At 67.0% G+C, this 26751-nt stretch carries 19 protein-coding genes; 13 read left to right on the top strand and 6 right to left on the bottom strand.

Features of this window, described 5'->3' with window-relative positions; translation table 11 throughout:
* Window positions 1–2 precede the first annotated feature (2 nt).
* Window positions 3–1400 carry an efflux transporter outer membrane subunit gene (locus HZY97_RS12045; protein WP_180143857.1) on the top strand — a complete coding sequence of 466 codons (1398 nt, stop codon included), beginning with the start codon at window positions 3–5 and terminating at the stop codon, window positions 1398–1400.
* Here HZY97_RS12045 and HZY97_RS12040 read toward each other — a convergent pair.
* The 3 genes from HZY97_RS12040 to HZY97_RS12030 are packed head-to-tail and all read right to left on the bottom strand — an operon-like array spanning window position 1370 to window position 5294.
* Window positions 1370–2989, bottom strand: coding sequence for a sensor histidine kinase (locus HZY97_RS12040; RefSeq protein ID WP_373684347.1), 1620 nt, complete (start codon window positions 2987–2989; stop codon window positions 1370–1372). The genes HZY97_RS12045 and HZY97_RS12040 overlap by 31 nt on opposite strands.
* Window positions 2974–3675: a response regulator transcription factor gene (locus HZY97_RS12035; RefSeq protein ID WP_180143854.1), complete on the bottom strand. Its 702-nt coding sequence runs from the start codon at window positions 3673–3675 to the stop codon at window positions 2974–2976. The genes HZY97_RS12040 and HZY97_RS12035 overlap by 16 nt, the downstream gene beginning before the upstream one ends.
* Window positions 3676–3686: 11 nt before the next feature.
* Complete coding sequence (locus tag HZY97_RS12030; RefSeq protein ID WP_180143852.1) at window positions 3687–5294, bottom strand: DUF4173 domain-containing protein; 1608 nt, start codon at window positions 5292–5294, stop codon at window positions 3687–3689.
* A 111-nt stretch (window positions 5295–5405) separates the two neighbouring features.
* On the opposite strand from HZY97_RS12030, the gene HZY97_RS12025 reads away from it, so the two are divergent.
* The 11 genes from HZY97_RS12025 (at window position 5406) to HZY97_RS11975 (ending at window position 21345) form a co-directional block, all read left to right on the top strand.
* A complete protein-coding gene (locus tag HZY97_RS12025) occupies window positions 5406–6695 on the top strand; it encodes an Hsp70 family protein (RefSeq protein WP_180143850.1) in 1290 nt (429 codons plus the stop codon).
* Window positions 6696–6823: 128 nt separating this feature from the next.
* Entirely contained in the window at window positions 6824–7426 is a 603-nt protein-coding gene (locus HZY97_RS12020; protein WP_180143848.1) for an RNA polymerase sigma factor, read from the top strand.
* Window positions 7392–8378, top strand: coding sequence for a FecR domain-containing protein (locus HZY97_RS12015; protein WP_257215021.1), 987 nt, complete (start codon window positions 7392–7394; stop codon window positions 8376–8378). Before HZY97_RS12020 ends, HZY97_RS12015 begins: the two co-directional genes overlap by 35 nt.
* Before the next feature lie 89 nt (window positions 8379–8467).
* Window positions 8468–11815: an outer membrane beta-barrel protein gene (locus HZY97_RS12010; RefSeq protein WP_180143844.1), complete on the top strand. Its 3348-nt coding sequence runs from the start codon at window positions 8468–8470 to the stop codon at window positions 11813–11815.
* Window positions 11816–11838: 23 nt separating this feature from the next.
* Window positions 11839–13284, top strand: coding sequence for an alkaline phosphatase family protein (locus tag HZY97_RS12005; RefSeq protein WP_180143842.1), 1446 nt, complete (start codon window positions 11839–11841; stop codon window positions 13282–13284).
* Window positions 13284–13607, top strand: a complete 324-nt coding sequence (locus HZY97_RS12000) for a c-type cytochrome (protein ID WP_257215057.1) — start codon at window positions 13284–13286, stop codon at window positions 13605–13607. Before HZY97_RS12005 ends, HZY97_RS12000 begins: the two co-directional genes overlap by 1 nt.
* A gap of 2 nt (window positions 13608–13609) precedes the next feature.
* Window positions 13610–14881 carry a serine/threonine protein phosphatase gene (locus HZY97_RS11995; protein ID WP_257215020.1) on the top strand — a complete coding sequence of 424 codons (1272 nt, stop codon included), beginning with the start codon at window positions 13610–13612 and terminating at the stop codon, window positions 14879–14881.
* A gap of 202 nt (window positions 14882–15083) precedes the next feature.
* The gene (locus tag HZY97_RS11990; RefSeq protein WP_180143836.1) at window positions 15084–16553 is read left to right on the top strand and encodes a sulfatase; all 1470 of its coding nucleotides are present in this window, start codon (window positions 15084–15086) and stop codon (window positions 16551–16553) included.
* A 23-nt stretch (window positions 16554–16576) separates the two neighbouring features.
* Window positions 16577–18334 (top strand): arylsulfatase, encoded by a 1758-nt coding sequence (locus tag HZY97_RS11985; protein WP_180143834.1) that lies wholly within the window; start codon window positions 16577–16579, stop codon window positions 18332–18334.
* A gap of 48 nt (window positions 18335–18382) precedes the next feature.
* Window positions 18383–20350 carry a glycoside hydrolase family 2 protein gene (locus HZY97_RS11980; RefSeq protein ID WP_257215019.1) on the top strand — a complete coding sequence of 656 codons (1968 nt, stop codon included), beginning with the start codon at window positions 18383–18385 and terminating at the stop codon, window positions 20348–20350.
* Window positions 20351–20436: 86 nt separating this feature from the next.
* Window positions 20437–21345, top strand: coding sequence for a formylglycine-generating enzyme family protein (locus HZY97_RS11975; protein ID WP_180144562.1), 909 nt, complete (start codon window positions 20437–20439; stop codon window positions 21343–21345).
* A gap of 241 nt (window positions 21346–21586) precedes the next feature.
* On the opposite strand, the gene HZY97_RS11970 is transcribed toward HZY97_RS11975, so the two are convergent.
* On the bottom strand, window positions 21587–23035 hold the full coding sequence (locus HZY97_RS11970) for an arylsulfatase (protein ID WP_180143832.1): 1449 nt from the start codon (window positions 23033–23035) through the stop codon (window positions 21587–21589).
* Window positions 23036–23187: 152 nt separating this feature from the next.
* On the opposite strand from HZY97_RS11970, the gene HZY97_RS11965 reads away from it, so the two are divergent.
* Window positions 23188–24990, top strand: coding sequence for an arylsulfatase (locus HZY97_RS11965; RefSeq protein ID WP_180143831.1), 1803 nt, complete (start codon window positions 23188–23190; stop codon window positions 24988–24990).
* A 36-nt stretch (window positions 24991–25026) separates the two neighbouring features.
* Here HZY97_RS11965 and HZY97_RS11960 read toward each other — a convergent pair whose 3' ends face one another.
* Both HZY97_RS11960 and HZY97_RS11955 read right to left on the bottom strand, forming a co-directional pair.
* Complete coding sequence (locus tag HZY97_RS11960) at window positions 25027–25845, bottom strand: class I mannose-6-phosphate isomerase (RefSeq protein ID WP_180143830.1); 819 nt, start codon at window positions 25843–25845, stop codon at window positions 25027–25029.
* Entirely contained in the window at window positions 25842–26747 is a 906-nt protein-coding gene (locus HZY97_RS11955) for an ROK family protein (RefSeq protein ID WP_257215018.1), read from the bottom strand. The genes HZY97_RS11960 and HZY97_RS11955 overlap by 4 nt, the downstream gene beginning before the upstream one ends.
* Window positions 26748–26751: the final 4 nt, after the last annotated feature.

Here is a 26751-nt window from a genome sequence, read left to right as displayed (position 1 = left end):
GAATGACCCGCTCGCTTCCCTCACTCCTGCTGCCCCTGTTGCTGGCGTCCGCCTGCACGGTGGGGCCGGACTATCATGCGCCCGAGACCAGGGCCGCGCCCGACTGGATCGAGACCGGCACGCCCGGCCAGGTCGACCTGACCTGGTGGGACCGGTTCGGCGACCCGCAGCTCTCCTCGCTGGTCCAGCGCGCCGTGGCGTCGAGCCCCGACCTCAAGGAAGCTGAGGGCCGCCTTGCCGAGGCGCGCGCCAATCGCGAGGCGATCGCGGGCGGGCGGCTGCCGACCGTCACCGCCAAGGGCTCCGCGACCGAGAATATCCTCAGCAAGAACGGCCAGCTGCCGATCGGCAACATCCCCGGCTTCGCGCGCGACTTCCCGCTCTACGACCTTGGCTTCGACGCGAGCTGGGAGATCGACCTGTGGGGCCGGCGCACCCGCCAGATGCAGGGCGCCACCGCGCGGGTGGAGAGCGCCACCTATGCCCGGCGCGACGTGATGCTCACGCTAATCGCCGAAGTCGTGCGCAGCTATATGGACCTGCGCGCAGCCCAGGCTGACGGCGCCACCGCCGAGGCGCAGGCGACGTCGAATGCCGAGCTGGCCCGGCTCACCCAGCTGCGCTTCAACGCCGGCGAAGCCTCGCGCCTCGAGCTCGATCGTGCCGACGCCAGCGCCAAGGCAAGCGCCGCCGCGGTGCCCAATGCCCGGGCCCAGGCGAGCGCGGCGGCCTACCGCATCGCCACCCTCGTCGGCGTCCCGCCCGAGCAAGTCGTGCCCGAGCTCCAGGCACCCGCGCCGCTACCGGCGAGTCCCGATGCGATCCTGGTCGGCCTGCGTTCCGAACTGCTCGAGCGCCGTCCCGACGTGCGCCGCGCGGAGCGCGACCTTGCCGCGGCGACCGCGGATGTCGGCGTTGCCACTGCCGATCTCTTCCCGCGCTTCAGCCTGCTCGGCAGTCTCGGCCAGCAGGCGCGCAAGCCGGGCGACCTGGTCTCGGGCGATTCCTTCCGCCTCCAGATCGGGCCGAGCTTCTCCTGGCCGATCTTCCAGGGCGGCACGATCCGCGCGCAGATCCGCGCCAGCGACGCGCGTGCCGACCAGGCCGCGGCACGCTATGAAAAGGCCGTGGTCGGCGCGCTTTCGGACAGCGAGGTGGCGATCAACCGCTTCCTCAACGCAGGTGCCGCCGCGGACGACGCCGCAGCCTCGCTCCAGCGCGAACAGAATGCCTTCGCGCTTGCCCAGAAGCGCGCGGACCGCGGCGAGGACGACCGACTGACGCTCGAGCGCGCGCGTCAGTCGCTGCTCTCCGCCCGGCAGCGCGACCAGCAGGCCCGCGCCGCCAAGGCGCAGGCGGCGACCGCGCTCTACAAGGCGCTGGGCGGCGGCTGGAGCTGAGCCGCCGGCACGCGGATCTCGAAACAGGTTCCGGATTCCGCCGCCGCCAGCGTGATCGTCCCGCCATGCGAGGCGAGCAGCGATCGGGCGATCGGCAGGCCCAGCCCGGTGCCGCCCGACGCCCGCCGGCTGGTGAAGAACGGCTCGAAGATTCGCGCACGGTCGGCCTCGGGGATGCCGGGGCCGTCGTCCGCTACCGTCACGAGGATTTCGCCGTCCGTCTCCGTCGCCGCCATGCGCACCACGCCTGCACCGGCCTGGCGGCTATTCTCGACCAGGCTCTCGACGATCGCTTCGAGCATCGGCCCAGGCATGGCGGCGCGGGGCAGTGCCTCGGGCAGTTCAACCGTGATCGCGAGCCCGCGCTCCGCCCAGGCATCGGCGATGCGGCGCAGTGGCAGCGCCACGTCGGTCGCCGCATCCGCATCGGTCTGCGCCATGTCGGCCCGCGCCAGTTCGAGCAAGCGGGTGACGAGCTGCGCCAGCCGGTCGGCGTCGGCGCCGGCGTTGGCGAGGAAGCGGCGGCGGTCGTCCTCGCTCATCTCGCCATGATGGTCCTCGAGGATCTCGATCGCGCCCCTTATGCCGGCGAGCGGAGTCTTGAACTCGTGGCTCACGGCATGGGCGAAGTCGCGCAGATAGCGCGAGCGCCGGTCGATCGCATCGGCCATCGTGGCGAAGTCGGCATAGAGCGCCTGGATCTCGATCGCGGCGGTACGCGGCACTTCGGGCACAATGCCGCCGCCGCGCGCCACGTCGCGCGTCGCCTGGCTGAGCATCTCGATCGGCCGGGCGATGCCGCGCGACAGCAGCCCGCTCAACACCACCAAAGTGGCGAAGATCGCGCCGATGCCGAACAGGATCTTGCCGCGATCCTCGTAGAGCCCGCGGAACAGCGCGCGCGGCGAGCGCGACAGCAGCAGCACCGCCACCACCTTGCCGTTCACCACTACCGGGCGGGCATGGTGGATGCGCAGGCCCGAGGCGCGGCTCAGCCATTCAAGGGCATATTCGGGATGATAGTCGCCGCGCCGGCGGATCACTGTCTTCGGCCGGCCGTGACTGGCCGCGACAAGCTCGGGCAGTCCGGCCAGGCTGTCGCCGGACTCGGGCCCGATCAGGATGCGGCCGTCGGGCGCGAGCAGCGAGATTGCGGCGAGCGTCGCCCCCGAAGTTGCGTCGATCAGCGGCGTGAGGCGTGCGGCTGCGGCCTGGGCATCCGGTGGCGCGGCGCCGGGCCGCGCGACGGCCGGCGGGCGTTCGGGCAACGGCGCATTGCCAAGGTCGATGGTCGAGAGCGGGCCGCCGGCCATCCCGCGCGCGGCAGGCGGGGGCTCGCGGATCAGCTCGGGGCCGGTCGATCCCGGCCATTCGGCGCTGGCGGCGGCGGCGAGCGCCGTGCCTTGCGCGATCAGCTCGGCCTCGGTCTGGCGCACCAGCGTATTCTCATAGACGCGCAGGAACAGCGCGCCGACGCCCGGCAGCGCGGCGACGAACACGAAGGTGACGAGCAGGATCGTCCGCAGCCGCAGCCGCGGCCAGTGGCGCCGCACCGGCGCCTTTACGCTCTCGATCAGGCGCCCGAGCACGGGCCGATGCGATAGCCGATCCCGGCCCGCGTCTCGATCAGATCGTCCGCGCCGGGCTGGGCGAACTTGGCGCGCAGGTTGCGGACATGGCTGTCGATCGTCCGGTCGGTGAGCGCGAAGCCGGGGCCGCGCAGCCGGTCGATCAGCGCGTCGCGGCTGAACACCTTGGAGGGCATCGCGGCAAGCGTGCGCAATATGCCGAACTCGGTGACAGTAAGCGGCACCGGCGCGCCCGCCCAGCTCGCTTCCCAGCTTTCGGGATCGAGGCTGAGCTTGCCGTGGCGGATCGCCCCGGCGCCCCGCTCGACATCGGGGGCGTGCGCGGCGGTGCGGCGGAGTACCGCCATCACCCGCGCCACCACTTCGCGTGGGGAGAAGGGCTTGGTGACATAATCGTCCGCGCCCAGCTCGATGCCGATGATCCGGTCGATCTCGTCGTCGCGCGAGGAGAGGAACAGGATCGGCAGCCCGCCCTCGGCGCGCAGCCGGCGGCAGACTTCCAGCCCGTCCATCCGCGGCATGTTGATGTCGAGCACGATCAGGTCGGGCGCGCGGGTCTCGGCGAGGTGCAGCGCCTCCTCGCCGTCGCCCGCCTCGATCGTCTCGAGCCCGGCCTTGGCGAGTGCGAAGACGAGCAATTGCCGGATATGCGGATCGTCATCGGCGACAAGGATGGTGCGGGGCATGGGGCATTGGATCATCGCGAGGGTGTCCCGGTCAACGGCGGAGTGGTGTTGGCGACCGCATTGGCGACGGGATCCTCCGCCGTTCGTGCCGCTGGCTTGGGCGACGGGGTGGTTTCCACCGGGGGCTCGGGGAAGCCGATCGTGCCGTCGCAGTTCCGATAGGCCTTTGGCGGCAAGGGAGCGGGCAGCGGCGGGTTGGCGCCGAGCAGTCGCCGCGCCGCGGCCAGCCGGTTGGCGCCACGCCAGGTCCAGCGGCGCCAGTCGGACTGGGCTTGCGTCAGTGCGTCGAACTGGAGGTTGCGTACATAGCGCACCCGATCGCGGAAGGCGGGAGTGAGCGGGCGGCGTTCCAGTTCGACCAGCGAGAGCAGCGCGGAGGTCCCGCTGTAGGAGAGGTAGCACAGGTCCAGTTCCACCCCGCGCCCACCCGCTTCGCGGGCATGGCGGACATTCCAGGCCGCCGCACTGGCGTCGAGATCGACCACGCTCGCGGCGCTCAGCACCAGCGCCGCCATCAGCGCATTGGCGTTTATCAGCCAGGCCGCGCTCTTGCCCGCGAGCATCCGCCAGCAGATCAGCGCGAGCCCGATCGCCACCAGGCCCATCCAGGCGAGCGCAGCGATGCGAAAGCCGGTGAGCGAATAGGCGTCGACATAGTCGAGCGTGCGCAGGATCGAGGAGGCGACGAGCAACAGGTTCTGCGCCACCCACAGCACGACCAGCCGGCGGATCATGGGATTGGCGGCACTGGCCGACCCCGGCTTGAGCGCGACGAGCACGAACAGCCCGGCAAGCAGCGCGGTGGCGATCAGCGGATAGGCGCCACGATGCGCATAGTCGGCGAGCGTGACGCCCTTGGGCAGCGGAGCGCCGCTCCACAGAAAGGCGAGGTCGAGCCCGTTCTGGATCGCGAACACGATGTTGAACAGGAAGAGCGAGAGCAGCAGCGAAGCGCCGGGGATCGCAGGCAGCACAATGTCCGCGCGCAGATGCCTGGGGATGCGGGTCGCCCAACGCGCGGGGCGCAGGCTGGGCCAGACCACCGCGAGCGTCAGGCCCCAGAACAACACTTCATCGAATCGGGGCAGGCGAATCTGGCCGAGCGCCTGGGCGATGATCGGGTTGGCAGTAGCAAACAGCGCGACGAACAAAGCGGTCATCGCCAGCGGCAGCGCGAGCAGCACCGCGAGCCCCGATGCTGAGCGTCCGCCGCGCCGCGGCCGGGCGCGGGACAGGCTGATCAGGTCGAACACCGGCGTCAGCGGTCCGCTCAGCCCGTGGGTGAGCAGGCGCAAGCTCCAGCGCCAGGCATCGTCGAACCGTCCCAGCCGCGGCATCAGCGCGGCGATCGAAAGCGCGCTCCAGAAGAGCACCCAGCCGAGCAGGCCCGGATCATGCGCCATCGCCGCGGCAAAGCCCGCGGCGATTGCCAACGCCACCAGGCTAGGCCGGCGGCGCAGTGCCGGGCGTGCGAGCAGCAGCAGCGCGATCCAGCCGAGCGCGAGCACGCCGATCCAGGATCCCATGCCGCCACCGAGGAACAATGGGTCCGCCGCGACGATCATCGCGACTACCGCCGCGATCTTGAGGTGGAAGCTGAAGCGTGTCGTGCGGGCCATGCGGATCTCCCAGGTTCGGGAGCGCTGATCGCGCCGTGCCATCCAGTAGGCGCGGCGAAGGCGAAGGAGAGGTTGTGCAAAATCGGTGCAGGGCGATAGAGGCGCCCGACCATGACCGTACATTCTGCTCTCGGCTTCGATTTCGGCACCACCAATTCGGTCGCGGCGCTCGCGGGCGATACGGGCTCCGAACTGGTGCAGCTCGATGGCCCCGAGCGTGCCGACCCGGTATTCCGATCGGCCTTGTGCTTCTGGCAGGACGAGGACGAGCGCGGCGGGATGGGCGCGGCGGCGGGACCCTGGGCGATCGCCGAATATCTGGAGTTTCCGGAAGGCAGCCGTTTCCTCCAGTCGTTCAAGTCGGTCGCGGCCAGTGCGAGCTTCGAGCACGCGATCGTCTTCGAGCGGCGCTTCCGCTTCGAGGAGATCGGCCGGCGCTTCCTGGATCTGATGGCGGCGCGGGCAAAGGGTGCTCTGGATGGCGGCGCGCGGCGCGTCGTGGTCGGTCGCCCGGTCGAATATGCCGGCAGCCGGCCCGACGAGGCGCTCGCGCGGCAGCGCTACGACATGATGTTCGCCGGTTTCGGCGCCGAGATCCACTATGTCTACGAGCCGCTCGGCGCGGCATTCAGCTACGCCTCGCGGATCGAGGATCCGGCGACGGTGCTGGTGGCGGACTTCGGTGGCGGCACCAGCGATTTCTCGGTGGTGCGGATCGAAGCGCCGGGCGCGGCGCGACGTTGCACGCCGCTCGCGCATGCCGGTGTCGGCATCGCGGGAGATCGGTTCGACCAGCGCATCGTCGAGCATCTCGTGCTGCCGCTGCTCGGCAAGGGCGGCAGCTATCGTTCGTTCGACAAGATCCTCGACATCCCCGCCGGCTGGTTCACCGATTTCTCCGACTGGTCACGCCTCGCGCTGATGCGCAACCGCAAGACGCTCGCCGAGCTGGAAAAGCTCAAGCGTGCCGCGCTCGATCCCGACGCGATCGGGCGGATGATCGCCGTGATCGAAGGCGAGCTTGGCTATCAGCTCTATCATGCCGTCGGCGCGCTCAAGCGGGCGCTATCGGCGGAGGAGGCCGCGCATTTCCATTTCGCCGGCGGCGATCTCGCGATCGAGGCCGATGTCACCCGCGCCGAGTTCGAGGCGTGGATCGCGCCGGACATGGCGCGGATCGAAGCCGCGGTGGACCGTGCGCTCACCCAAGCGGGAACCTCGCCGGCGGCGATCGACCGGGTGTTCCTGACCGGCGGCACCTCGCTCACGCCCCGTGTGCGCCGCATGTTCGCCGAGCGTTTCGGCATGGAGAAGCTCGCCACCGGCGGCGAGCTCACGTCGATCGCCCACGGCCTCGCGCTGATCGGCCAGCAGGAAGACATCGCCGCCTGGACCGCCTGAGGTCGTTTCGGGCGCACAAAGACTGTCACATTAGCCGCCTAACGGGGTCTCGACTCGCTGCGAACGGGCCCGCTCGAAGGCTCCGCCGCAGCGTCTTAGGACTGGGTTGCTCCGTTCAGGGAAAGCTGATGCGCGCGATCGATCGGGACCGGACGCGGTGGTTCCTACGCAATGTACTGCCGCATGAGCCGGCGTTGCGCGGCTGGCTCGGCCGCCGCCTGCCCGTGGGCCTCGATGCCGATGACATCATCCAGGAAGCCTATGCGATCCTGGCGGACCTCGAGAGCGTGGACGAGATCCGCAATCCGCGCGCCTATCTGTTCCAGGTCGCCCGGTCGGTGATCACCCGGCATGTACGCCGCGCGCGGGTGGTGCCGATCCACACCGGCGAAGATTTGTCCCAACTCGAGCAGGCGGACGACCGCCCCTCGCCCGAGCAGGTCGCCATCGATCGCGACGAACTGCGCCGGCTCGCGCTGGCGATCGGCGCGATGCCGGCGCGGACGCAGGAAGCTTTCATCCTGCGCCGCGTCGACGGGCTTTCGCAGCGCGACATCTCCGCGCGCATGGCGATTTCGGAGAATACGGTTGAAAAACATATCTCGCGCGGGCTTCGTTTCCTGATCGATTGGTTTGGCCATGGCGGAAAAGCTTTGGCAGAAGCCTCTAGGGACAGAGAAATGGAGGTTGCCTCTTTTGACGGCCGAGCGAGAAACCAGTCGATCCATTGACGATACAGCCGCCGACTGGATCGCCAGGCTCGATCGGGGGCCGCTGTCGGAAGAGGAAAATCAGGCATTCGAGGCCTGGCTGCGCGGCGATCCCCGCCGCCGCGGAGCGCTCCTGCGCGCCGATGCCGTCGCGATGCTGAGCGAATCCGCGCAGGCGCTCGGCCCCCAGTTCGATCCCAGGCAATTCGCAGCCGGGGAGAAGCCGCGCGGCGTGTCGCGGCGCAAGCTCATCGCGGTGATCGGAACAGGCGGTACCATCGCGGCGCTTGCGGGGCTCGGCTTCAGCCTGCCCGCTGCGGCGATCACTACCGGCCTTGGCGAAGTGCGGCTGGTGACACTCGACGACGGCTCGACGGTGATGCTCAACACGCAGACCAGCGTGAAGGTGCACTATGGGGCAAGCGAGCGGCGCGTGGAGCTGCTCTATGGCGAGGCCTTTTTCACCATCCTCCAGGATGCGCGCCGGCCCTTCTTCGTCGAAGTGACGGGCGCAAGGCTTCGCGCCAGCCAGGCGAATTTCCGGGTGCGCAAACTGGCGGGGAAGCCCATCGATGTCCTGGTCGATCAGGGCGATCTCGAGTTGCGCGCGGCGCGGCTTCCCGCGCCGCTGGCGATCCCGGCAAGCAGCCGCGTCATCCTCCCGCCGAACCTTGGCCCTGCGGCGCTGCCGGCGACGCAGCCGATCGCCCCCGATCTCGTCTCGCGCGAGCTCGCCTGGCGTGAGGGCAAGATCGCCTTTGAAGGCGAGCCGCTCGATCAGGCCGCCGCTGCCTTTGCGCGCTACAGCAGGACCCGCATCGAGATCCGCGACGCAGAGCTGGCGCGCGAGCCGGTTGCCGGGCTGTTCTCGGCCAGCGACCCGGTGGGGTTCAGTCGGGCGGTGGCGCGGCTGTTCGATGCCGAGATCGAGCAGCGCGGCGATGTGGTGGTGCTCAGCCGGCGTCAGCCTTAAAATTTATAACCGGAATGGCGGAACCTACCCGCCCAAACCTCTCAGCCCCTGAGGGCTGCAGTGACATGCGGCGCGAATGGGGTTCGAACATGGGTTCCCGGCACGCCATCCTGACAACCACGGCGCTTGCCGCTGCGTTCGTCGTGGCGGCGCCGGCCCAGGCGCAGGTCCGCAGCTTCGACATTCCGTCCGCGCCCGCTGTCAAGGCGATCCCCGAGTTCGCCCGTCAGGCGCAGATCCAGGTGCTCGCCTCGGCGCGCGACCTAGCCGGCGTGCGCACGCCCGCGATCAAGGGCAACATGGATGCGCGCGTCGCGCTGCGCCGGTTGATCGCCGGCACCCCGCTCGAGATCGCCGGCGACGATGGCCAGGTCGTCACGCTGCGCTCGCGCCGTGTCCCCGCCAAAGGCCAGGCCGCGCAGGTCATTGGCCGCGGCAGGATTGCCGGCCAGGTAATCAATCCGGCGAGCGGCGAATATCTGCGCGCCGCCGATGTCGAGCTGGTCGCCGCCAACGGCGAACGCCGCTCGGCCAGCTCGGGCGAGGCTGGCGCCTATCACTTCAACGATGTGCCGGCGGGCCACGCCATGGTGACGGTGCGCTTCACCGGCTATGCGGCGCAGGCAGGCGCGGTCGAGGTGCATGCCCGCAAGACCGCGAAGCTCGATTTCAGCCTGCGCGAGAGCGATGCCGACGACGAGCAGCCCAGCAATCGGATCGTGGTGAACGGTGCGCGTGAGGACTATGCGCAGGACATCATGGCGCAACGCAAATCGATGAACATCGTCGATGTGCTGTCCACCGAAGCCTATGGGGATATCGCCGGCGGAAACCCGGCCGAGTTCCTGAAATACATGCCCGGCGTGGACGTCGACGGCACCAACGGCACCGCGCTCTATGCGTTTCTGCGCGGCCTGCCGGCGGAATATACCCGCACCCAGCTGAACGGCATGGATGTGGTCTCGGCCAACTCCAACGCGCCTTCGGGCTATGCCAATTCCGCCGCGGCGGCGCGCATCTTCAGCTATGAGTCGATCTCGATGTCGGCGATCGACTCCGTGACGGTCTACAAGACGGTCAGCGCCGACAATAATGCGGACGCGCCAGCCGGCATCATCGATCTGCGCACCCGGCATGCCTATGACCGCAAGAAGCCGGCACTGGTCCTCTCGGTGGGCGGCTTCAGCCACCAGGATATGTGGGACGGCAACACCCATACCGGCCCCGATCCGCAGGGCTATGGCAAGGATCGCTTTCTGCCCGAGGCCTCGCTGTTCTACGCCAACAGCTTCTTCGATCGCCGCCTCGGCGTGATGCTCTCGCTGGGCTACAACAACAGCTATATCGAGCGCGAGCAGCTCACGATGAGCCGCAACTATGTGCCCACCGCCAAGAGCCCCGACCCGCTCGCCTTCAGCGCGATGGAGTTCGAGACTTCGGCCCGCCAGACCACGCGGCGCACGGGCTCGCTGATGCTCGATTTCAGGGCCGACGACCGGCTGACGCTGTCGCTGCTCGGCATCGCGTTTCGCGGCAACGTCTATCAGAACCAGTCCGATGCCACCTTCACCACCGGGATCCGGGCCAACGGCGCGACCGGCGACATTCTCAGCAACTACACCACGCTGAATCCTGCCACCGCCAAGAGTTTCCAGAGCGCCAACACGACGCAATACAAGGTCAACAACGGCAACATCATCGCGCCGAGCTTCGCGTGGAACCGCGGCAACGCGCATATCGACGGCTATTTCGCCTATTCGGATTCCAGATCCTATTACGACACCCCGCATATGGGGCAGGTCACTTCGTTCATCCCGACGGTGACTTCGACCGGCAATTTCTCCGCGGTGAAGGGAAGTTCGGGCCTGGCCACTGCCGATTGGGACATCACCCAGGTCAGCGGGCCGGACTGGAGCAAGATCGACTCCTACACACTCTCCGCCGCGCCGCAGATCCGCACCTCGAGCGGCGCCAACGCCTTTATCTACGAAAAGTCGGGCGCGCTGAACGCCAGCTATGATGCCCGGCTCGGCACCGTGCCGATCACCTTCAAGGCGGGCTTCAAGGTCACCGACACCGTCTACCGGTTCGGCGATAGCTCGGGCGACAATCTCTACACCTACACCGGCGGCCTTTCGAACGCCGATTTCCTCGCGGCGATCACCGGCCCCTATACCCGCACGTCGTGGGACAAGAGCAACGCCAGCTTCACCTCGATCTCGGGCTCGGCCTATGTCCCGATGATCGACCTGTCCAAGCTCTACGATCTCTACATCAACCACCCGGGCGATTGGACGCATACGCTGAGCGCGGCGAACTATGCGGCGGCCAATTATGCGAACAACACCCGGTTCGAAGAGAACATCAAGTCGGCCTATGCGATGGCCACCGCGACCATCGGCAAGCTCAGGCTGCGCGCCGGCCTGCGCGCCGAATGGACCGCCAACACCAGCTGGGGCTGGTCGCCGCTCTCCGCCACCGAAGTGAAGGCAGCGACGATCGATGGCGTAAAGTGTGCGGTCACCGCGTCCACCGGCATCGCCACTACGATCCCCTGTGTCGACTATCAGTTCCGGACCAACGGCTATGGCTCGACCCGGGGCGACTATTTCAACCTCTATCCCAGCGCCTCGGCCAAGTTCACGCTCGGCCGCGGCACCGATATGGAAGTCGGCTATAGCCGCACCATCCTGCGTCCGGGCCTCAACGCGATCGCCGGCAACGCGAGCGTGGACGATGCCGATAAGGTGATCTCGGTGCCCAATCCCGAGCTTACCCCGGCGCTGTCGGACAATATCTCGGTGCGCGCCTCGCATTATTTCAAGTCGGTCGGCCTCGCGACGATCGGCTTTTACTACAACCGCATCGATGGGCTGGCGGACCTGCAGGAGGGCCTGAGTGCCGATCAGGTCGGCACCGGTGCCGATGGCTATGCCGGGGATCCGGCCTATGCCGATTATAGCTACACCACCTATCGCCAGCTCGGCGTGGTCAGCATCAAGGGCATCGAGGCGTCGTTCCAGCATGCGTTCAGCTGGCTGCCGGCGCCGTTCGACGGCCTCTCGATGCGCGGCGCCTTCATGCACAACGCGCCGAGTCAGCCGATCACTCGCGTCGGCAGGAATATCGGCTCGGCGGCGCTCATGTACGAGAAGGGGCCGGTCAAGCTCTTCGTCAACCTGCTGTGGAACGACGATAAATATCGTTCGACCACGCCCAGCTGGTTCCAGGCGCGCACCGATCTCAGTGTCTCCGGCCGCATCAAGCTGGCCCGGCATTGGGAGGCCTATTTCTCGGTCAACAACCTGCTTGCCCAGCCTTACAACGTGATGGTGCCGGGCGAACTCGCCACCACCGCCAGCAACGTCCCCAACCACAGCGCCATCTTCGTGCAGAACGGCCGTACCGGCACGTTCGGCATCCGCGCCCGCTTCTAACCCTCGCCGATCGGAGCCCTGCCATGACCGACACGCCTCAATTCACGCGCCGCCGCCTCGTCGCCAGCGCTGCGCAGCTCGCCTCGGTGGCGGCTGCGTCGACGCTGATGCCGCCCAATGTCCAGAAGGCGCTGGCGGCGGGCGTGGGCAAGTCGGGCTCGCTCAAGGATGTGAAGCATGTCGTAATGCTGATGCAGGAGAACCGCTCCTTCGATCACTATTTCGGCACGCTCTCCGGGGTGCGCGGCTTCGACGATCCGAATGCGCTCAAGCTGGCCGACGGCAAGAGCATCTTCCACCAGCCCGATGCCGAGAATCCGGCCGGGCATCTGCTGCCCTTCCATCTCGATACCGCGACCACCAATGCGCAGAAGCTGCCCTCGACCAGCCATGCCTGGAAGGTGCAGCACCAGGCGTGGAACGGCGGCAAGATGGACCAGTGGCTGCCCGCGCACCGCGGCGCCGATGGCGCGGACGGCCCCTATACGATGGGCTATTTCAAGCGCGAGGATATCCCGTTCCACTATGCTTTGGCCGAGGCGTTCACGATCTGTGATGCCTATCATTGCTCGGTGATGGGGCCGACCTGGCCGAACCGGCTCTACTGGCTGACCGGCATGATCGACCCGGACGCGACCGGCGGCGGCCCGGTGATCAGCAACAAGGCCCCGCCCGAGGGGTTCCGCTGGACGACCTATGCCGAGCGGCTCGAGACGGCAGGCGTGCCGTGGCGGGTCTACCAGTATGGCGAGCAGGGCAAGCGCGCGCACAGCCTGCTCAAATATTTCGCCCAGTTCCGCAACGCCCCGGCGGATTCGCCGCTCGCGATCAAGGGCATGCCCGATACCGATGAGAGCGCCTTTGCGCAGGACGTGATCCACGATCGCCTGCCCGCGGTCTCGTGGATCTTCCCGAGCGCGATCGCCAACGAGCATCCCGAGAATATGCCCGCCGCCGGTGCCAAGTTCATTGCCGACCGGCTGAACGAACTCGCCGCCAATCCCGAGGTCTGGGCCAAGACCGTGTTCATCCTCAACTATGACGAGAATGACGGGCTGTTCGACCACGTCGCGCCGCCGGTGCCACCCGAAGGCACGCCGCATGAATATGTGAACGGGCTGCCGATCGGCGGCGGCTTCCGCGTGCCGTGCATCATCGTCTCGCCCTGGACGGCGGGCGGCTGGGTGTGCAGCCAGAATTTCGACCACACGTCGGTCCTGCAATTCTGCGAGCTGGTCACCGGCGTGCGCGAGCCGAACATCAGCGACTGGCGGCGCAAGGCGTTCGGCGACCTCACCGCCGCATTCCGCTTCGATCAGCCCAAGGGCAAATATCCCGCGATGCCGGGCACCGACAAGATGCTCGAGCGCGCCAACTATGCCGCGGTGAACCTGCCCAATCCGCCGATCCCCGGCGCCGAGCAGCAGGTGCCGGTGCAGGAAAAGGGCACGCGCAAGCGGGTCAAGTGATGCGATATGCGGCGCCCCTGCTCCTCGCGGCAGTGGCGCCGCTGACGGTTGCTGCTCTGGCCGGGTCGCCGATCCAGCCCGAGCGCGGCCGTGCGGTCTATGTTGCCAAATGCGCCATGTGCCATGGCCGCAGTTTCGAAGGCGGGGCCGAGGATGCGCCGGCGCTGGTCGGCGCGCGCTTCGAGACCAAATGGCGGGGGCGCGAGGCTGCGCTCTATTCGAAGATCAAGCTGTCGATGCCGCAGGACGATCCGGGGCTGCTCACGCCGGAACAGGCGGCGGACGTCACCGCGCTGATCCTCGCCGCGCAAAAGGGGAAATGACGATGATCCGTGCTCTCAGGCTTCTCGCGCTGGCCGGTGCGGCCGCCATCCTGCCCGCCGCCGCGGCGCCGAAATGCGGCGAGTTCACCGTGGCGATGATCCCGGATACGCAGAATTATCTCGACTATACGCACCAGAAATCGGCGGGCTATCCGATCGACGGGGTCGAGCTGTTCTTCGCGCAGATGCGCTACATCGCCGAACACGCGAAGAGCGCCGGCGGCGACATCGTCTTCGCCACGCATGTCGGCGATGTCTGGCAGCATTATTCGGCCTGGACGGACCCGGCACACGAGCTGCGCGGGTTCAAGTCCATGCCCAATTCGGGAAGCTCCGAAGTGGCCGAGGGACCACGCGAGGAGACGCGCAGCTTCGAGATCCCGAATGCGATCCGGGGCTTCGAGATGCTCAAGGGCAAGCTGCCCTTCTCGGTCGTCCCCGGCAATCACGACTATGACGCGCTGTGGACCGATCCCGCCTATCCGCCCAATCCCGAGCGCAAGGATTCGCTCAAAATCGGCCTGCGCCATCTGGGCGGACTCGATGGCTTCCGCTCGGCCTTTTCCGACCAGTCCGAATTCTTCAAGGGCCAGCCCTGGTATGTCGATTCGCACGATGGCGGGGCGGACAGCGCGCAGATCTTCACCGCGGGTGCCTGTCGCTTCCTCCATATCGGCCTGCAGTTCGACGCGCCTGACGCTTCGCTCGCCTGGGCGACGCGGGTGATCCACCGCTTCCCCGGCGTGCCGACGATCGTCACCACGCATAAATATCTCGATCGCGACGGCAGCCGCGCCGACACGCCGGCGCTCGACCAGAGCATCCTCGATGCGCGCGACAACAACCCGCAAATGGTCTGGGACGAGTTCATCAGCCAGAACGACCAGATCTTTCTGGTCCTGAGTGGTCACATCGGCGGCCAGGGTTACAGTGTCGATCGCAACCTCGCCGGCCATCAGGTCCACCAGATGATGGCCGATTATCAGGGGCGCTGGCAGGTCGCGAAGGATCTCGGCTGGAAGAAGGCCAGCGCGACGCTGGGCGATGGCTGGCTGCGGCTGCTAACTTTCCGGCTCGATGGGACCAGACCGAGCGTTCGTGTAAGGACCTGGTCGACGCACTACGGCCAGTTCAGCACCGACTTGGCCGCCTATCCCGGCTGGTACAAAAGCCATGACGGGATGGGGAAGCTCGCCGATGCGGACTATGCCGCACGGGACGATTTCAGCTTCGACCTGTCCGATTTCCGCGCCCGCTTTGGCGCGCAACCCTGAGCAGCGGGACTGGAAACACTTTGTAACACAGCTTCTCGGGAGAGGGGCTGTACGGCGGCGCAGCCTACCGTTATTGACCAGTCATGATTTATCTTATAAAAGTCATTTAATAAAACAACCTTCCTAATTCGAGCGCGGGCCAACCGTGCCGTCGGAAAGGCTTGCGGGCGCAACCTTTGCACCGCTTAGAGAGGGAAACAGGATGGGCGCTCTGCCTGCGAAGAAGCTGCGTTTCGGCTTCCGGACCGCGCTTGCCACGGCGTCGTTGGCAATGCTGGCCCAGCCGGCGCTGGCGGGGGACAAGCACCGCAAGGCATCCGAGCCGCAGCGCCCGAACCTGGTGATCTTCCTTGCCGACGATCTTGGCCGCGACGTGCCGCCCTGGGGCGACGGCAATGCCCGCACCCCCAACATCACTCAGTTGGCGAAGGACGGCGTGTCGTTCGACCGCGCCTTCGTCGCCTCGCCCGCCTGCGCCCCGAGCCGCGCGGCGCTGCTGACCGGCCTGATGCCGGCGCGCAACGGTGCCGAGGCCAATCAGGCCGCGCCGCGCGACGATGTCCGCAAGCTTCCCGCCTATCTCCACGATCAGGGCTATGAGGTCGTCGCCTTCGGCAAGGTCGCGCACTACAAGCAGACCGGGATGTACGGGTTCGACCATTACGAGCACGACAATTTCCACGACCCAGAGGGCATTCCCTCCGCGATCCGCTGGATGAAGGCGCGCAAGGACAAGTCGAAGCCGCTGGCGATCTTCATCGGCAGCAACTGGCCGCACGTCCCCTGGCCGGTCACTACCGAGGGCTATGACCCGGCCGCGCTCAAGCTGCCCCCCAAGACGATCGATACCCCGATCACCCGCGACGCTCGCGCCCGCTATTATGCCGCGGTCTCGAAGCTCGATCAGGAGCTGGGCGAGACGCTGGCGACGGTCGATTCCACGCTCGGCCCCGATACCTTCGTGCTCTTCTCCTCCGACCACGGCGCGCAGTGGCCGTTCGGCAAATGGAACCTCTACGACACCGGCACCCGTGTCCCGATGATCGTGCGCTGGCGCGGCCATGTCCTGCCGAACACGCGCAACGATGCGATGGTGAGCTGGGTCGATATCCTGCCGACGTTGGTCGATCTCGCCGGCGGCAAGCCCGCCGCGGACATTGACGGCCGCTCCTTCGCCGCTGCGCTGCGCACCACCAAGGTGAATTTCCAGGGGCGCAGCGAGATCTACACGACCCACAATAATGACGGCAGCATCAACGTCTATCCGATGCGCAGCGTGCGTACCGACCAGTGGAAGTACATCGCGAACCTCCACCCCGAATATACCTACACCACGCATATCGACCTGTGGGTGAAGCGCGTGGATTCGGGCACCTATTTCCCCTCCTGGCGCCGCGCTGCGGAGAGCGATCCCGCTGCCAAGGCAATCGTCGACGGCTATTATCACCGTCCTGCGGAAGAGCTGTACGATGTGAAGGCCGATCCCGAGGAACGGCACAATCTTGCGACAGATCCACGCTACGCCGACGTTCTGAAGGGGCTGCGGGGCAAAGTCGCCGCGTGGCGGGCGGAGCAGAAGGATGACCATCCGGTCGCCGGCAAGCCGCATTTCGAAGAGGGACCGGTCGACGGGGTGCCGGAGCCTGCCAAGAAGCCCGGCGCGGGCGAGTAAACAGAGAGAGTTCGGAGAGAAGAATGGCTGACGACGTGAAGGGCATGAACCGCCGCCAGGCGCTGAAGGGCGGGCTTTCGCTGGGTGCGATGGCTGCCGCGGCGTTCGGCGCGGGCAAGACGCTGGCCTGGACCAGGCGCCGCGACAGCCGGCCCAACATGATCGTCATCATGGGCGACGATATCGGCTATTCGGATCTCGGCGCCTATGGCGGCGACACTGACACGCCGAACCTCGACGCGCTCGCCGGCCGCTCGGTGCGCTTCAACAATTTCTACAACATGTCGCGCTGCTGCCCGTCGCGCGCCAGCCTGCTCACCGGTCGCTATCCGCACCGGGTGAACATGACCGGCAACGGCACCAGCCTCTCGCTCGACACGCCGACAGTGGCAGAGCAACTGCGTGACAGCGGCTATGCCACCACCATGATCGGCAAGTGGCACCTCACCGCCGCCGAGCCGCTCACGCCGCCCGCCGAGCACCTCAAATGGATCAACCATCAGGGCCATTTCGACCTCGATTTCGGCGACAAGCGCACCTACCCGGCGGCGCGCGGTTTCGATTATCACTGGGGCATCATCTGGGGCGTCTGCGACTATTATGACCCCTTCTCGCTGGTCGAGAACTTCACGCCGGTCCGCGAAGTGCCCAAGGACTTCTATTTGACCAACGCGATCAGCGATCACGCGGTTGAGCAGGTGGGCAAGCTCGGCAAGGGCGACAAGCCCTTCATGATGTACCTGGCCTACACTGCCGCGCACTGGCCGCTGATGGCGCCGGAGAACCTCATCCAGAAGTATCTCCCGCGCTTCGAGGATGGCTGGGACGCGATGCGCAAGCGCCGCTACGAGCGCCAGGTGAAGATCGGGCTGGTCGATCCCAAGACCAATCCGCTCCCGCCGCTCGATGATGATTACGCCGCCAATGCCAAGACCGACTGGGACGCACTCACCCCCGAGCATCGTGCCGAGCAGGTCCGCAAGATGGCCACCCACGCGGCGATGATCGACGTAATGGACCAGGGCATCGGCCGCGTGATCCAGGCGCTCAAGGACAGCGGTGCGTATGACAACACCGTCGTCATGTTCCTGGTCGACAACGGCGCTTCGCCCGAGATCATGACCCGTGCGGGCTATGACCGGCCGAGCGAGACGCGCGACGGTCGCGAAGTCGGCTATGGCGAATATCCGGGCGGTATCGGCACCGAGCTCAACCAGACCGGCATCGGCGCGCACTGGGCGAGTGCGGCCAATACGCCGTTCCATTGGTGGAAGGCCGAAAGCTACCAGGGCGGCACCCACACGCCGTTCATGATCAGCTGGCCCGCCGGCATGAAGGGCCGCGAGAACACGACGGTCGATCAGGGCACGCACATCATCGACGTGACGCCCACGCTGCTCGAACTGGCCGGGGTCACCCCGTCGCAAAAGGGTTCGCCGATGGACGGCAAGTCGTTCGCCGGCGCGCTCACCGGCAAGTCGTTGCCCAAGGTCCGTCCATTCTTCTTCGAGCATTATGGTGCCCGCGCCGTGATCGACGGCGACTGGAAGATCGTCTCGCTCGCACCGCGCGGCAAGGCGCACAACTATCGCCAATGGGCGCTCTACAATCTGGCCAAGGACCGCACCGAGACGCAGGACCTGGCCGCCCAGCACCCCGAGATCGTCGCCCGCCTTGCCAAGGAATGGCTCGGCTGGGCGGCCTCGGTCGGCCTCAAGCTGCGCCCCGAAGCGGGTGCCGGCGGCGGCGCGCCGGAGAAGGAAGAGCGCTTCTCGGACTGAGGTCCGCTCACGCCACGATATCCAGTTCCTAAGCCAAGGAAGACCAACATGATCCGACACGTACTTGCCGGAACCGCGCTGCTCGCCCTGACCGCGGCGATGCCCGCGCTCGCCCAGACCGCACCCAAGCCCAAGAACTCGGTCACCGGCACTGCCGGCGCGACCGCGCCCGATGCCGCCGCCCAAGGCGGTCCAGCCTATGCCGGTCCGATCATGACCAAATGGGGCAAGGCGGTTACCCCGGCCAATGCCTGGCGCAGCTATCCGCGGCCGCAAATGGTCCGCGAAGCCTGGCAGAACCTCAACGGGCTGTGGGACTATGCCATCGTCAAGGCCGACAAGCCGAAGCCGACGAAGATGGACGGCAAGATCCTCGTGCCGTTCCCGGTCGAATCGAAGCTTTCCGGCGTGCAGCGCAAGGTGCTGCCCGACGATCGCATCTGGTATCGCCGCGGCTTCACCGTGCCGAAGGACTGGGCGGGCAAGAGCACGCTGTTGCACTTCGGCGCCGTTGATTTCGAAGCGACGATCTGGGTGAACGGCGCGCTTGCCGGCACCCACAAGGGCGGCTCCGATCCGTTCGCGATCGACGTCAGCCCGTTCCTCAAGGCGGGCAGCAACGAGCTGGTCGTCCAGGTCGCCGATCCGACCTCGACCGGCAGCCAGCCCCGCGGCAAGCAGACGCTCGAGCCGCGCGGCATCTGGTACACTGCGGTCAGCGGCATCTGGCAGACCGTGTGGCTCGAGCCGGTCCCGGATCTCCACATCGCCGAAGTCCGCGCCACGCCGGACATCGACAAGGGCGCCGTCACCGTCCAGGTCGCGCTAAGCGGTTCGGGTACCGCCAGCGACGCCGTGAAGCTCACCGTTCGTAGCAAGGGCCAGGTGGTCGGCACGGCGCTGATCCGCGGCAACCGCCGCACCACGATCGCCATCCCCAATGCGCATCTCTGGTCGCCCGAGGACCCGTTCCTCTACGATCTCGATGCCGAGCTGGTGAAGGTCACCCCGCCCGCCGGGAAGCCGGCGTCGCCGTCGAGCAACAAGGAAGCCGAAGCCTATGCCGCGCTCCAGCCGGTGTCGGGCGGCGGCGACAAGGTCTCGTCCTATTTCGGCATGCGCAAGGTCGCGCTGGGCGCCGATCCCGAGACCGGCAAGCCGGTGATCCTGCTCAACAACAAGTTCGTCTTCCAGAATGGCGTGCTCGACCAGGGCTGGTGGCCGGAAAGCCTGCTCACCCCGCCGTCGGAAGAAGCCGCCAAGAGCGACATGGTCTTCCTCAAGAAGGCCGGGTTCAACATGCTGCGCAAGCACATCAAGGTCGAGCCCGCCCAATATTATGCCGATGCCGACCGGCTCGGCATGCTGATCTGGCAGGACATGCCGTCGGGCGCGTTCGCCGACCAGGCGATCCACCGCGGCAGCGACGAGGAAGCGACTTTCTCGTCGGAAGCAGCGGCGCAATATCAGCTCGAATCGACCCGGATCATCGGCGCGCTGCGCGGGCACCCCTCGATCATCACCTGGGTGACCAACAATGAGGGCTGGGGCCAGTATGACGCCCGCACCATGGCCTCGATGGTCCGCAGCATGGACCCGAGCCGCCCGGTCGACGCAACCAGCGGCTGGCTCGATACCGCGGGCGACGCGTCCTCGATGTACGACATCCACACTTATGAGGAAGTGCCCAAGACCCCTGAGCCGCATGGCAACCGCGCGCTGGTGATCGGCGAATATGGCGGCGTCGGCCTGCTGGTCCCGGGTCATATCTGGTTCCCCGAGCGCGCCAACAAGATCTACCAGACCGCCGGCGACAAGGCCGATTACGAGGCGCGCTACAAGCGCAAGTTCGAGGAAGTCGTCCGCCAGGCCCGCGAAGCCGGGCTGAGCGCGTCGGTCTATACCCAGACCACCGACGTCGAGGGCGAACTCAACGGCCTGCTCACCTATGACCGCGAAGTGGAAAAGCTGCCGGCGGAGGCCTTCGCCGAAATGGCCAAGCCGCTAAAGCCTTGATCGGACAGGGGCGCGACCCGCATATGAGTAGCACGATGAAAAAGGTCGCGTCCCGTACCGCCGCCCGCGAAGTTTCGCATGAGGGCATGAAGCTGATCCCCGGCGGCAGCTTCACCATGGGCTCCGAGCAATTCTACGAGGAGGAGCGTCCGCTGCGCCGCGTGCGGGTGGACAGCTTCTGGATCGACGAGAAGCCGGTGACCAACGCCCAGTTCGCCGAATTTGTCGAGGCGACCGGCTACAGGACCTTCTCCGAGATCCCGCCCAATCCGAAGGACTATCCGGGGATGGACCCGGCCTTTGCGGTGGCGGGATCGCTGGTGTTTACCCGGACGCCCTATCCGGTCTCGCTCGACGACCATAGCCAGTGGTGGGCGTTCGTGCCCGGCGCCGACTGGCGCCATCCGACCGGGCCGGACAGCTCGATCAAGGGGCTGGAGGACCATCCGGTCGTCCATGTCGCCTATGAGGATGCCGATGCCTATGCCAAATGGGCGGGCAAGGCGCTGCCGACCGAGGCCGAATGGGAATTCGCCGCGCGCGGCGGGCTGGTCGACAAGGAATTCGCCTGGGGCGACGAACTCGCCCCCGACGGCGCGATCCTCGCCAATTACTGGCAGGGCATGTTCCCCTTCGCCACGCTCAAGCCCGACGATCAGTATCGCACCAGCGCGGCGGGCAGCTTTCCGGCCAATGGCTATGGCCTGTCCGACATGATCGGCAATGTCTGGGAGTGGACCCGCGACTGGTACGGCGCGGCGCAGCCGGCCAAAGGCGGGTGCTGCGAGGCAGTCAATCCGCGCGGCGCGACGATCGGCGACAGCTACCAGACGAACGCGCCGGGCGCGAAGATCGGGCGGCGGGTGCTCAAGGGCGGATCGCATCTCTGCGCAGTCAACTATTGCCAGCGTTACCGCCCGGCGGCGCGCCATCCGCAGCATATCGACAGCGCGACCAGCCATATCGGCTTCCGCTGCATCTCACGGAAGGTCTGACTTTTACCCAGATCGGGGAACCGAAAGTCACGAAAGTCACGACACTCACGCGCGCGCGGGGGAAGCCGGCGTGCCGCGGATCGACTTACCCCGTTTGAATATGACCGGCGCGCTGCGCCATGCGAAAGAGCGGCGGGGCAAGGCGCTCCGCCGGGAAAGCCAAACAGACGAAATCCTACATTGCAAGGCGTTCGCGCTATTCCGTATCCCTGCCTGCGGGGGATGACGAATGAGGGAATGGCTATTTCGGCCGCGTCCGCCCGGCATCCTGTTGCGCCTTGAGCAGCGCGGTGAGGCGGGCGACGATTTCGGGATGCTCGGACCAGACATTGGTCGTCTCGCGCGGATCACTGGCGAGATTGTAGAGCTGCCCCTGCGGCCCGCCGGGCACTGGATCGATATGCGCGGGATGCGAAAAGCCGCCCGAGCCGAGGCCGAGCTCGAGCTTCCAGTCGCCTTCGCGGATCGTGAACATGCCGTCGATCGAATGATCGATGATCGAAGACCGGATCGGCTTGCGGTTGGTGCGCTTGAGCGCGGGCGTGAGATCGAAACTGTCCTCTGCTGCATCCGTGGGCAGCGGCGTGCCGGTGATCGCGGCGGCGGTGGCCATGAAATCGGTGAGCGAGGCGGTTTCGGTGGACGTGGTGCCCGGCGCGACCTGGCCCGGCCAGCGGATCACGAAGGGAATGCGGTGGCCGCCTTCCCAGACATCAGCCTTCATCCCTTTCCAGTCGCCATTGGCGTGGTGGTTGGGGAACTGGCGCTGGTCGTCGGGCTTCCAGTGCGCGCCGTTGTCGCTGGTGAAGATCACCACGGTGTTGTCGGCCTGGCCGTTCTTCTCGAGCGCATCGAGCACGCGGCCGACCATCGCATCGGTCTCCCGGACATAGTCGCCATAGAGGCCGGCCTGCGACGTGCCCTTGAACTCGTCGGTGGGCAGCCAGGGCGTGTGCGGCGAGGGCAAAGGGAAATAGAGGAAGAAGGGCTGGTCGGGCCTTTTGGCGCGGTCGTTCAGCACCGAGACTGCCTTGTCGGTGAGGGTGGGCACCACCGCCGGAAAGTCGAAGCCAGGCGCCATCTCGCCGGCGCGCCAGAACACGCCGCCCTCCTTCTTGCCCTCGGTCCGCGCGGTGGGGGCGGCGAGCGCGCGGTCATTCTCGAAATAGAGGTAGGGCGGGATGTCGAGCGAGGCGGGGATGCCGAAATAATAGTCGAAGCCGTGATCGGTCGGCGCGGGATGAAAGGGCTTGGCGAAATCGACCGGCTTGGTGTCGCCGAGGCCGAGATGCCATTTGCCGACGCCGGCGGTGTAATAGCCCGCGCGCTTGAGCATGCCGGCGACGGTGAGGCGGCCGCGCTCGATTAGCGAGGGATCGAAGCCGCCGGTCACGCCCTTCTTGAGGCGCGAGCGCCAGCAATAGCGGCCGGTAAGGATCGAATAGCGGCTGGGTGTGCAGACCGACGAGGAGCTGTGCATGTCAGTGAAGCGCATGCCTTGCCTGGCGAGCCGATCGATGTTCGGCGTGTTGGCACCGGATTTTGCGTTGAAGGCGGTGGGATCGCCCCAGCCCATATCGTCGGCGAGGATGAAGACGAAGTTGGGGCGTGGCTTGCCCTTGGCGAGGGCCTGGGTGGCGAGGATGCTGCCCAGCGCACCCAGGCAGAAGTCACGACGCCCAACGCCCATGTACCCGCTCCCTTCTTGCGTCGCGTTTGATACAAGTTGCGACACTTTTCTTATTCCGATTTATCTTATTTAATTGAGGCGCTTCTGTAAAGCCGATATGGTTTTGGCATGGGCCACAGAGCCCCGACTGCAATCAGAAGAGGGATGAAGGCATGAGCAGGATTTCGAGGCGCGGTGTGTTCCGGCGCGGGTTGCTCGGCGTGACGGCACTGGCGTTGCTGGCCGGGCCGGCAATGGCACGAGGCCCGGACCGGCCCGGCACGAACGCACCTCCCGCCGCGCCGGTACAACAGGCCAAGCGCCCGAACGTGATCGTCATCCTGGTGGACGACATGGGTTTCTCGGACATCGGGCCGTACGGCAGCGAGATCCCGACCCCGAACCTCGACAAGCTTGCCGCGAACGGCATCCGCTTCACCCAATTCTACAATAATGCCCGCTGCAGCCCATCGCGCGCCGCGCTGATGACCGGCCTCTATCCGCACGAAGCCGGCATGGGCGGGCTCGAAGTGGTCCATCAGCCGGAGTCGCAGGGCTTGCACGGCCGCATCGACGACCGCGCGGTGACGATCGCGCAGGTGCTCCAGCCGGCCGGCTATTTCACCGGCATGGCGGGCAAATGGCATCTGGGCGACAGCCACGGCACGCCGCCGGAATCAAAGGGCTTCGACCGCGCGTTCGACTTCCCCGGCGGCACCTATTTCCCCGACCAGCCCAAGGGCGCGGTGCGTATCGACGGGCGCAAGGTGCCGCTCAACTCGCCGGAGGTGGGCGAGGGCGACTGGTATGCCTCGGACCTGCTGGTCAACTGGACCAACCGCTTCGTCACCGAAGCCAAGGCCGCGAAGAAGCCCTTCTTCCTCTATCTGCCCTTCACCGCGGTGCACTTCCCGGTGATGGCGCCGGCCGAGGACATCGCCAAGTTCAAGGGCAAGTATATGAGCGGCTGGGAGCCGCTGCGCCGCGCCCGGCTGGAGCGGCAGAAGAAGATGGGGATCATCGCGCCCGACGCGAAGCTCTCCGCGCCGCTCGACGAAGCCTATGACTGGGACAAGCTCTCGGCCGCCGACAAGGACCGGTTCGACACGATCATGGCGATCTATGCCGCGGCCGTTTCGCGCATGGACAAGGCCGTCGGCACGCTGGTCGAGGACCTGAAGAAGCAGGGCGAGCTCGACAATACGGTGATCCTGTTCATGGCCGACAATGGCGGCAACGCCGAAAGCGGTCCCGACGGGCGCACCGGTGGCAAGGCGCCGATGGGCGGGGCGCAGTCGATGGTGTTTGTCGGCCTCAATTGGGCGACGCTGCAGAACACGCCGTTCCAGTATTTCAAGCATTATACCGAGGAAGGCGGCATCTCGACTCCGCTGATTGCCTCCTGGCCGGGCGGCATCGATCCCAAGCTCAAGGGCAGCTTCGTGCGCGAGCCCGGGCATCTGATCGACGTGATGCCGACGATCGTCGAGCTGGCGGGCGCGAAATACCCGACCGAATATCAGGGCCATGCCATCATTCCGATGGAGGGGCGCTCGATGGTGCCGGCGTTCTCCGGCGAGAAGCTGGTGCGCGGCAAGCCGATCTTCTGGGAGCATGAGGGCAATCGCGCGGTGCGCGACGGCAATTGGAAGCTGGTGGCGCGCTTCGGCGAGCCCTGGGAACTCTACGACATGGCCAAGGACCGCACCGAGACCAACAATATCGCGGCGGCGCATCCGGATGTCGTGAAGCGGATGGGCGACCAATATGAGGCCTGGGCCAAGGCCAGCTTCGTCGATGTCTGGCCGAACCGGATCCCGGGCGGCGTGATCAAGGGCAAGCTCGAGGGCGGCTCCGGCGAGGAAGGTGCGGGCGACAAGCCGGGCGCGGGGCCGGGCAAGAACAAGAAGGCGAAGAAGGCGGCGAAGCGGGCGCGGCGCGCCGCGGCCGGGGCGCCGGCACCGGCCGAGGATTGAAGTGAAAGGGGCGGGCTTCGGTCCGCCCCTTTTCTGTCAGATGCGGGTGTCGCCGGGATAGGCGAAGAGCAGGTCGCTGCCGGGCGCGGCAAGCAGTTCGGCGGCGCCCTCCACGGCGATGCATTCGCCGGCGCGGAAGGCGAGGCCATCGATCAGGCCCTCGCCGCGCAGCGGCACCAGCCAGCCGGTCATGCCCCCCGGCAGCGCGAGGCTGCGCGGGCCGCCGGCCCAGCGTTCGAGCACGAAGCTCGGGCCTTCGACCAGAATAGTCCGGCCGGGCTCGACCAGGCCGGGCATCGGATGCGGCTGGTAGGGCACCGGCTCCGACACCGCGATGCCCTCGTCGAGGTGCAGTTCGCGTGGGCGGCCATAATCGTAGAGCCGGTAGGTGGTCTCGCTGTTCTGCTGGACCTCGACCAGGGTGATCCCCGCGCCGATCGCGTGGATCGTCCCCGAGCCCGAATAGAAGAAGTCGCCGGCCTTGACCGGCTTCCAGTCGAGCAGTTCGACGATCGATCCGTCGAGCGCGGCGGCGCGCAGGGTCTCGCGGTCGACCGGCTGCTTGGTGCCGAGCGCGATCGTCGAGTGCGGTTCGGCATCGAGGATCACCCAGCATTCGTCCTTGCCGCGCGGAAGGCCTGCGGCTTGCGCCTGCGCGTCGTTCGGGTGGACCTGGACCGACAGCTTCTCGCTGGTGAAGAGATATTTGATCAGCAGGTCGGGGGCGGTGTCGCCCGGCGACTGGAACCAGATCTCGCCGACGGGATCGGTCATTGCCTGGTCGAAGCCGGGCCAGAGGCGGTGGCGGCCCCAGGGCTTTTCGACGCGGTGGGTGGCGAGCGGCGTGGCGGTCATGCTGCCCAGAGCCTCGCTGCGCCGCGTACGCCCGAGCTGTCGCCCCAGCGCGCCTGGACGATGCGCGCGTCCCAGCTGTCGGCAAAAGTGTAGCGGCGGACGGCGGCGGGGAGCTGTTCGTAGAGCTCCTCGACATTCGACATGCCGCCGCCGAGCACGAAGGCGTCGGGGTCGACGATATTGGCGAGCATCGCGATCGCGCGGCCGAGCCGGTCGATATAGGCTGTGAAGGTTGCGCTGGCGGCGGGGTCGCCGCGGCGCGCGGCCTGGATGATCGCCTCGCCGTCGAGCGTGTCGCCGGTGCGGGCATGGTGGTCGCGGCGCAGGCCCGAGCCCGAGATCCAAGTCTCGAGGCAGCCGCTTTGGCCGCACCAGCAATCGGGGCCGGGATATTCCTCGGCGGTGGCCCAAGGCAAAGGCACGTGGCCCCATTCGCCGCCGATGCCATTCGCGCCCTCGACAATCTGCCCGTCGACGACGAGCCCGCCGCCGCAGCCGGTGCCGAGGATCAGCCCGAAGGCGACGCGGGCGCCTGCCGCCGCGCCGTCGACCGCTTCGGACAGCGCGAGGCAGTTCGCGTCGTTCGCGAGGCGAACCTCGCGGCCGAGCGCGCGCTCGAGATCCTCGCGGAACGAGCGGCCGTTGAGGAAGGTCGAATTGGCGTTGCGCATCAGCCCGGTGCGCGGGCTGATCGAGCCGGGCGAGCCGATGCCGATCGTGCCCTCGGCGCCGGCCTCATGCTCGGCCTGAGCGATAAGGCCGCGCACCGCTTCGATCGCCGCGTCATAGCCGCCCGGATTGGGAACGCGGCCGCGGCTGAGGAAGCGGCCGCTCGCATCGAGCGCTGCCGCTTCGATCTTGGTCCCCCCGAAATCCACCCCGATCTGAATCATGTTACGCATACAC

This window comes from Sphingomonas sp. R-74633 (genome assembly GCF_013416555.1).
Classification (GTDB): Bacteria; Pseudomonadota; Alphaproteobacteria; order Sphingomonadales; family Sphingomonadaceae; genus Sphingomonas.
This window is presented reverse-complemented; position numbering and strand designations above follow the sequence as displayed.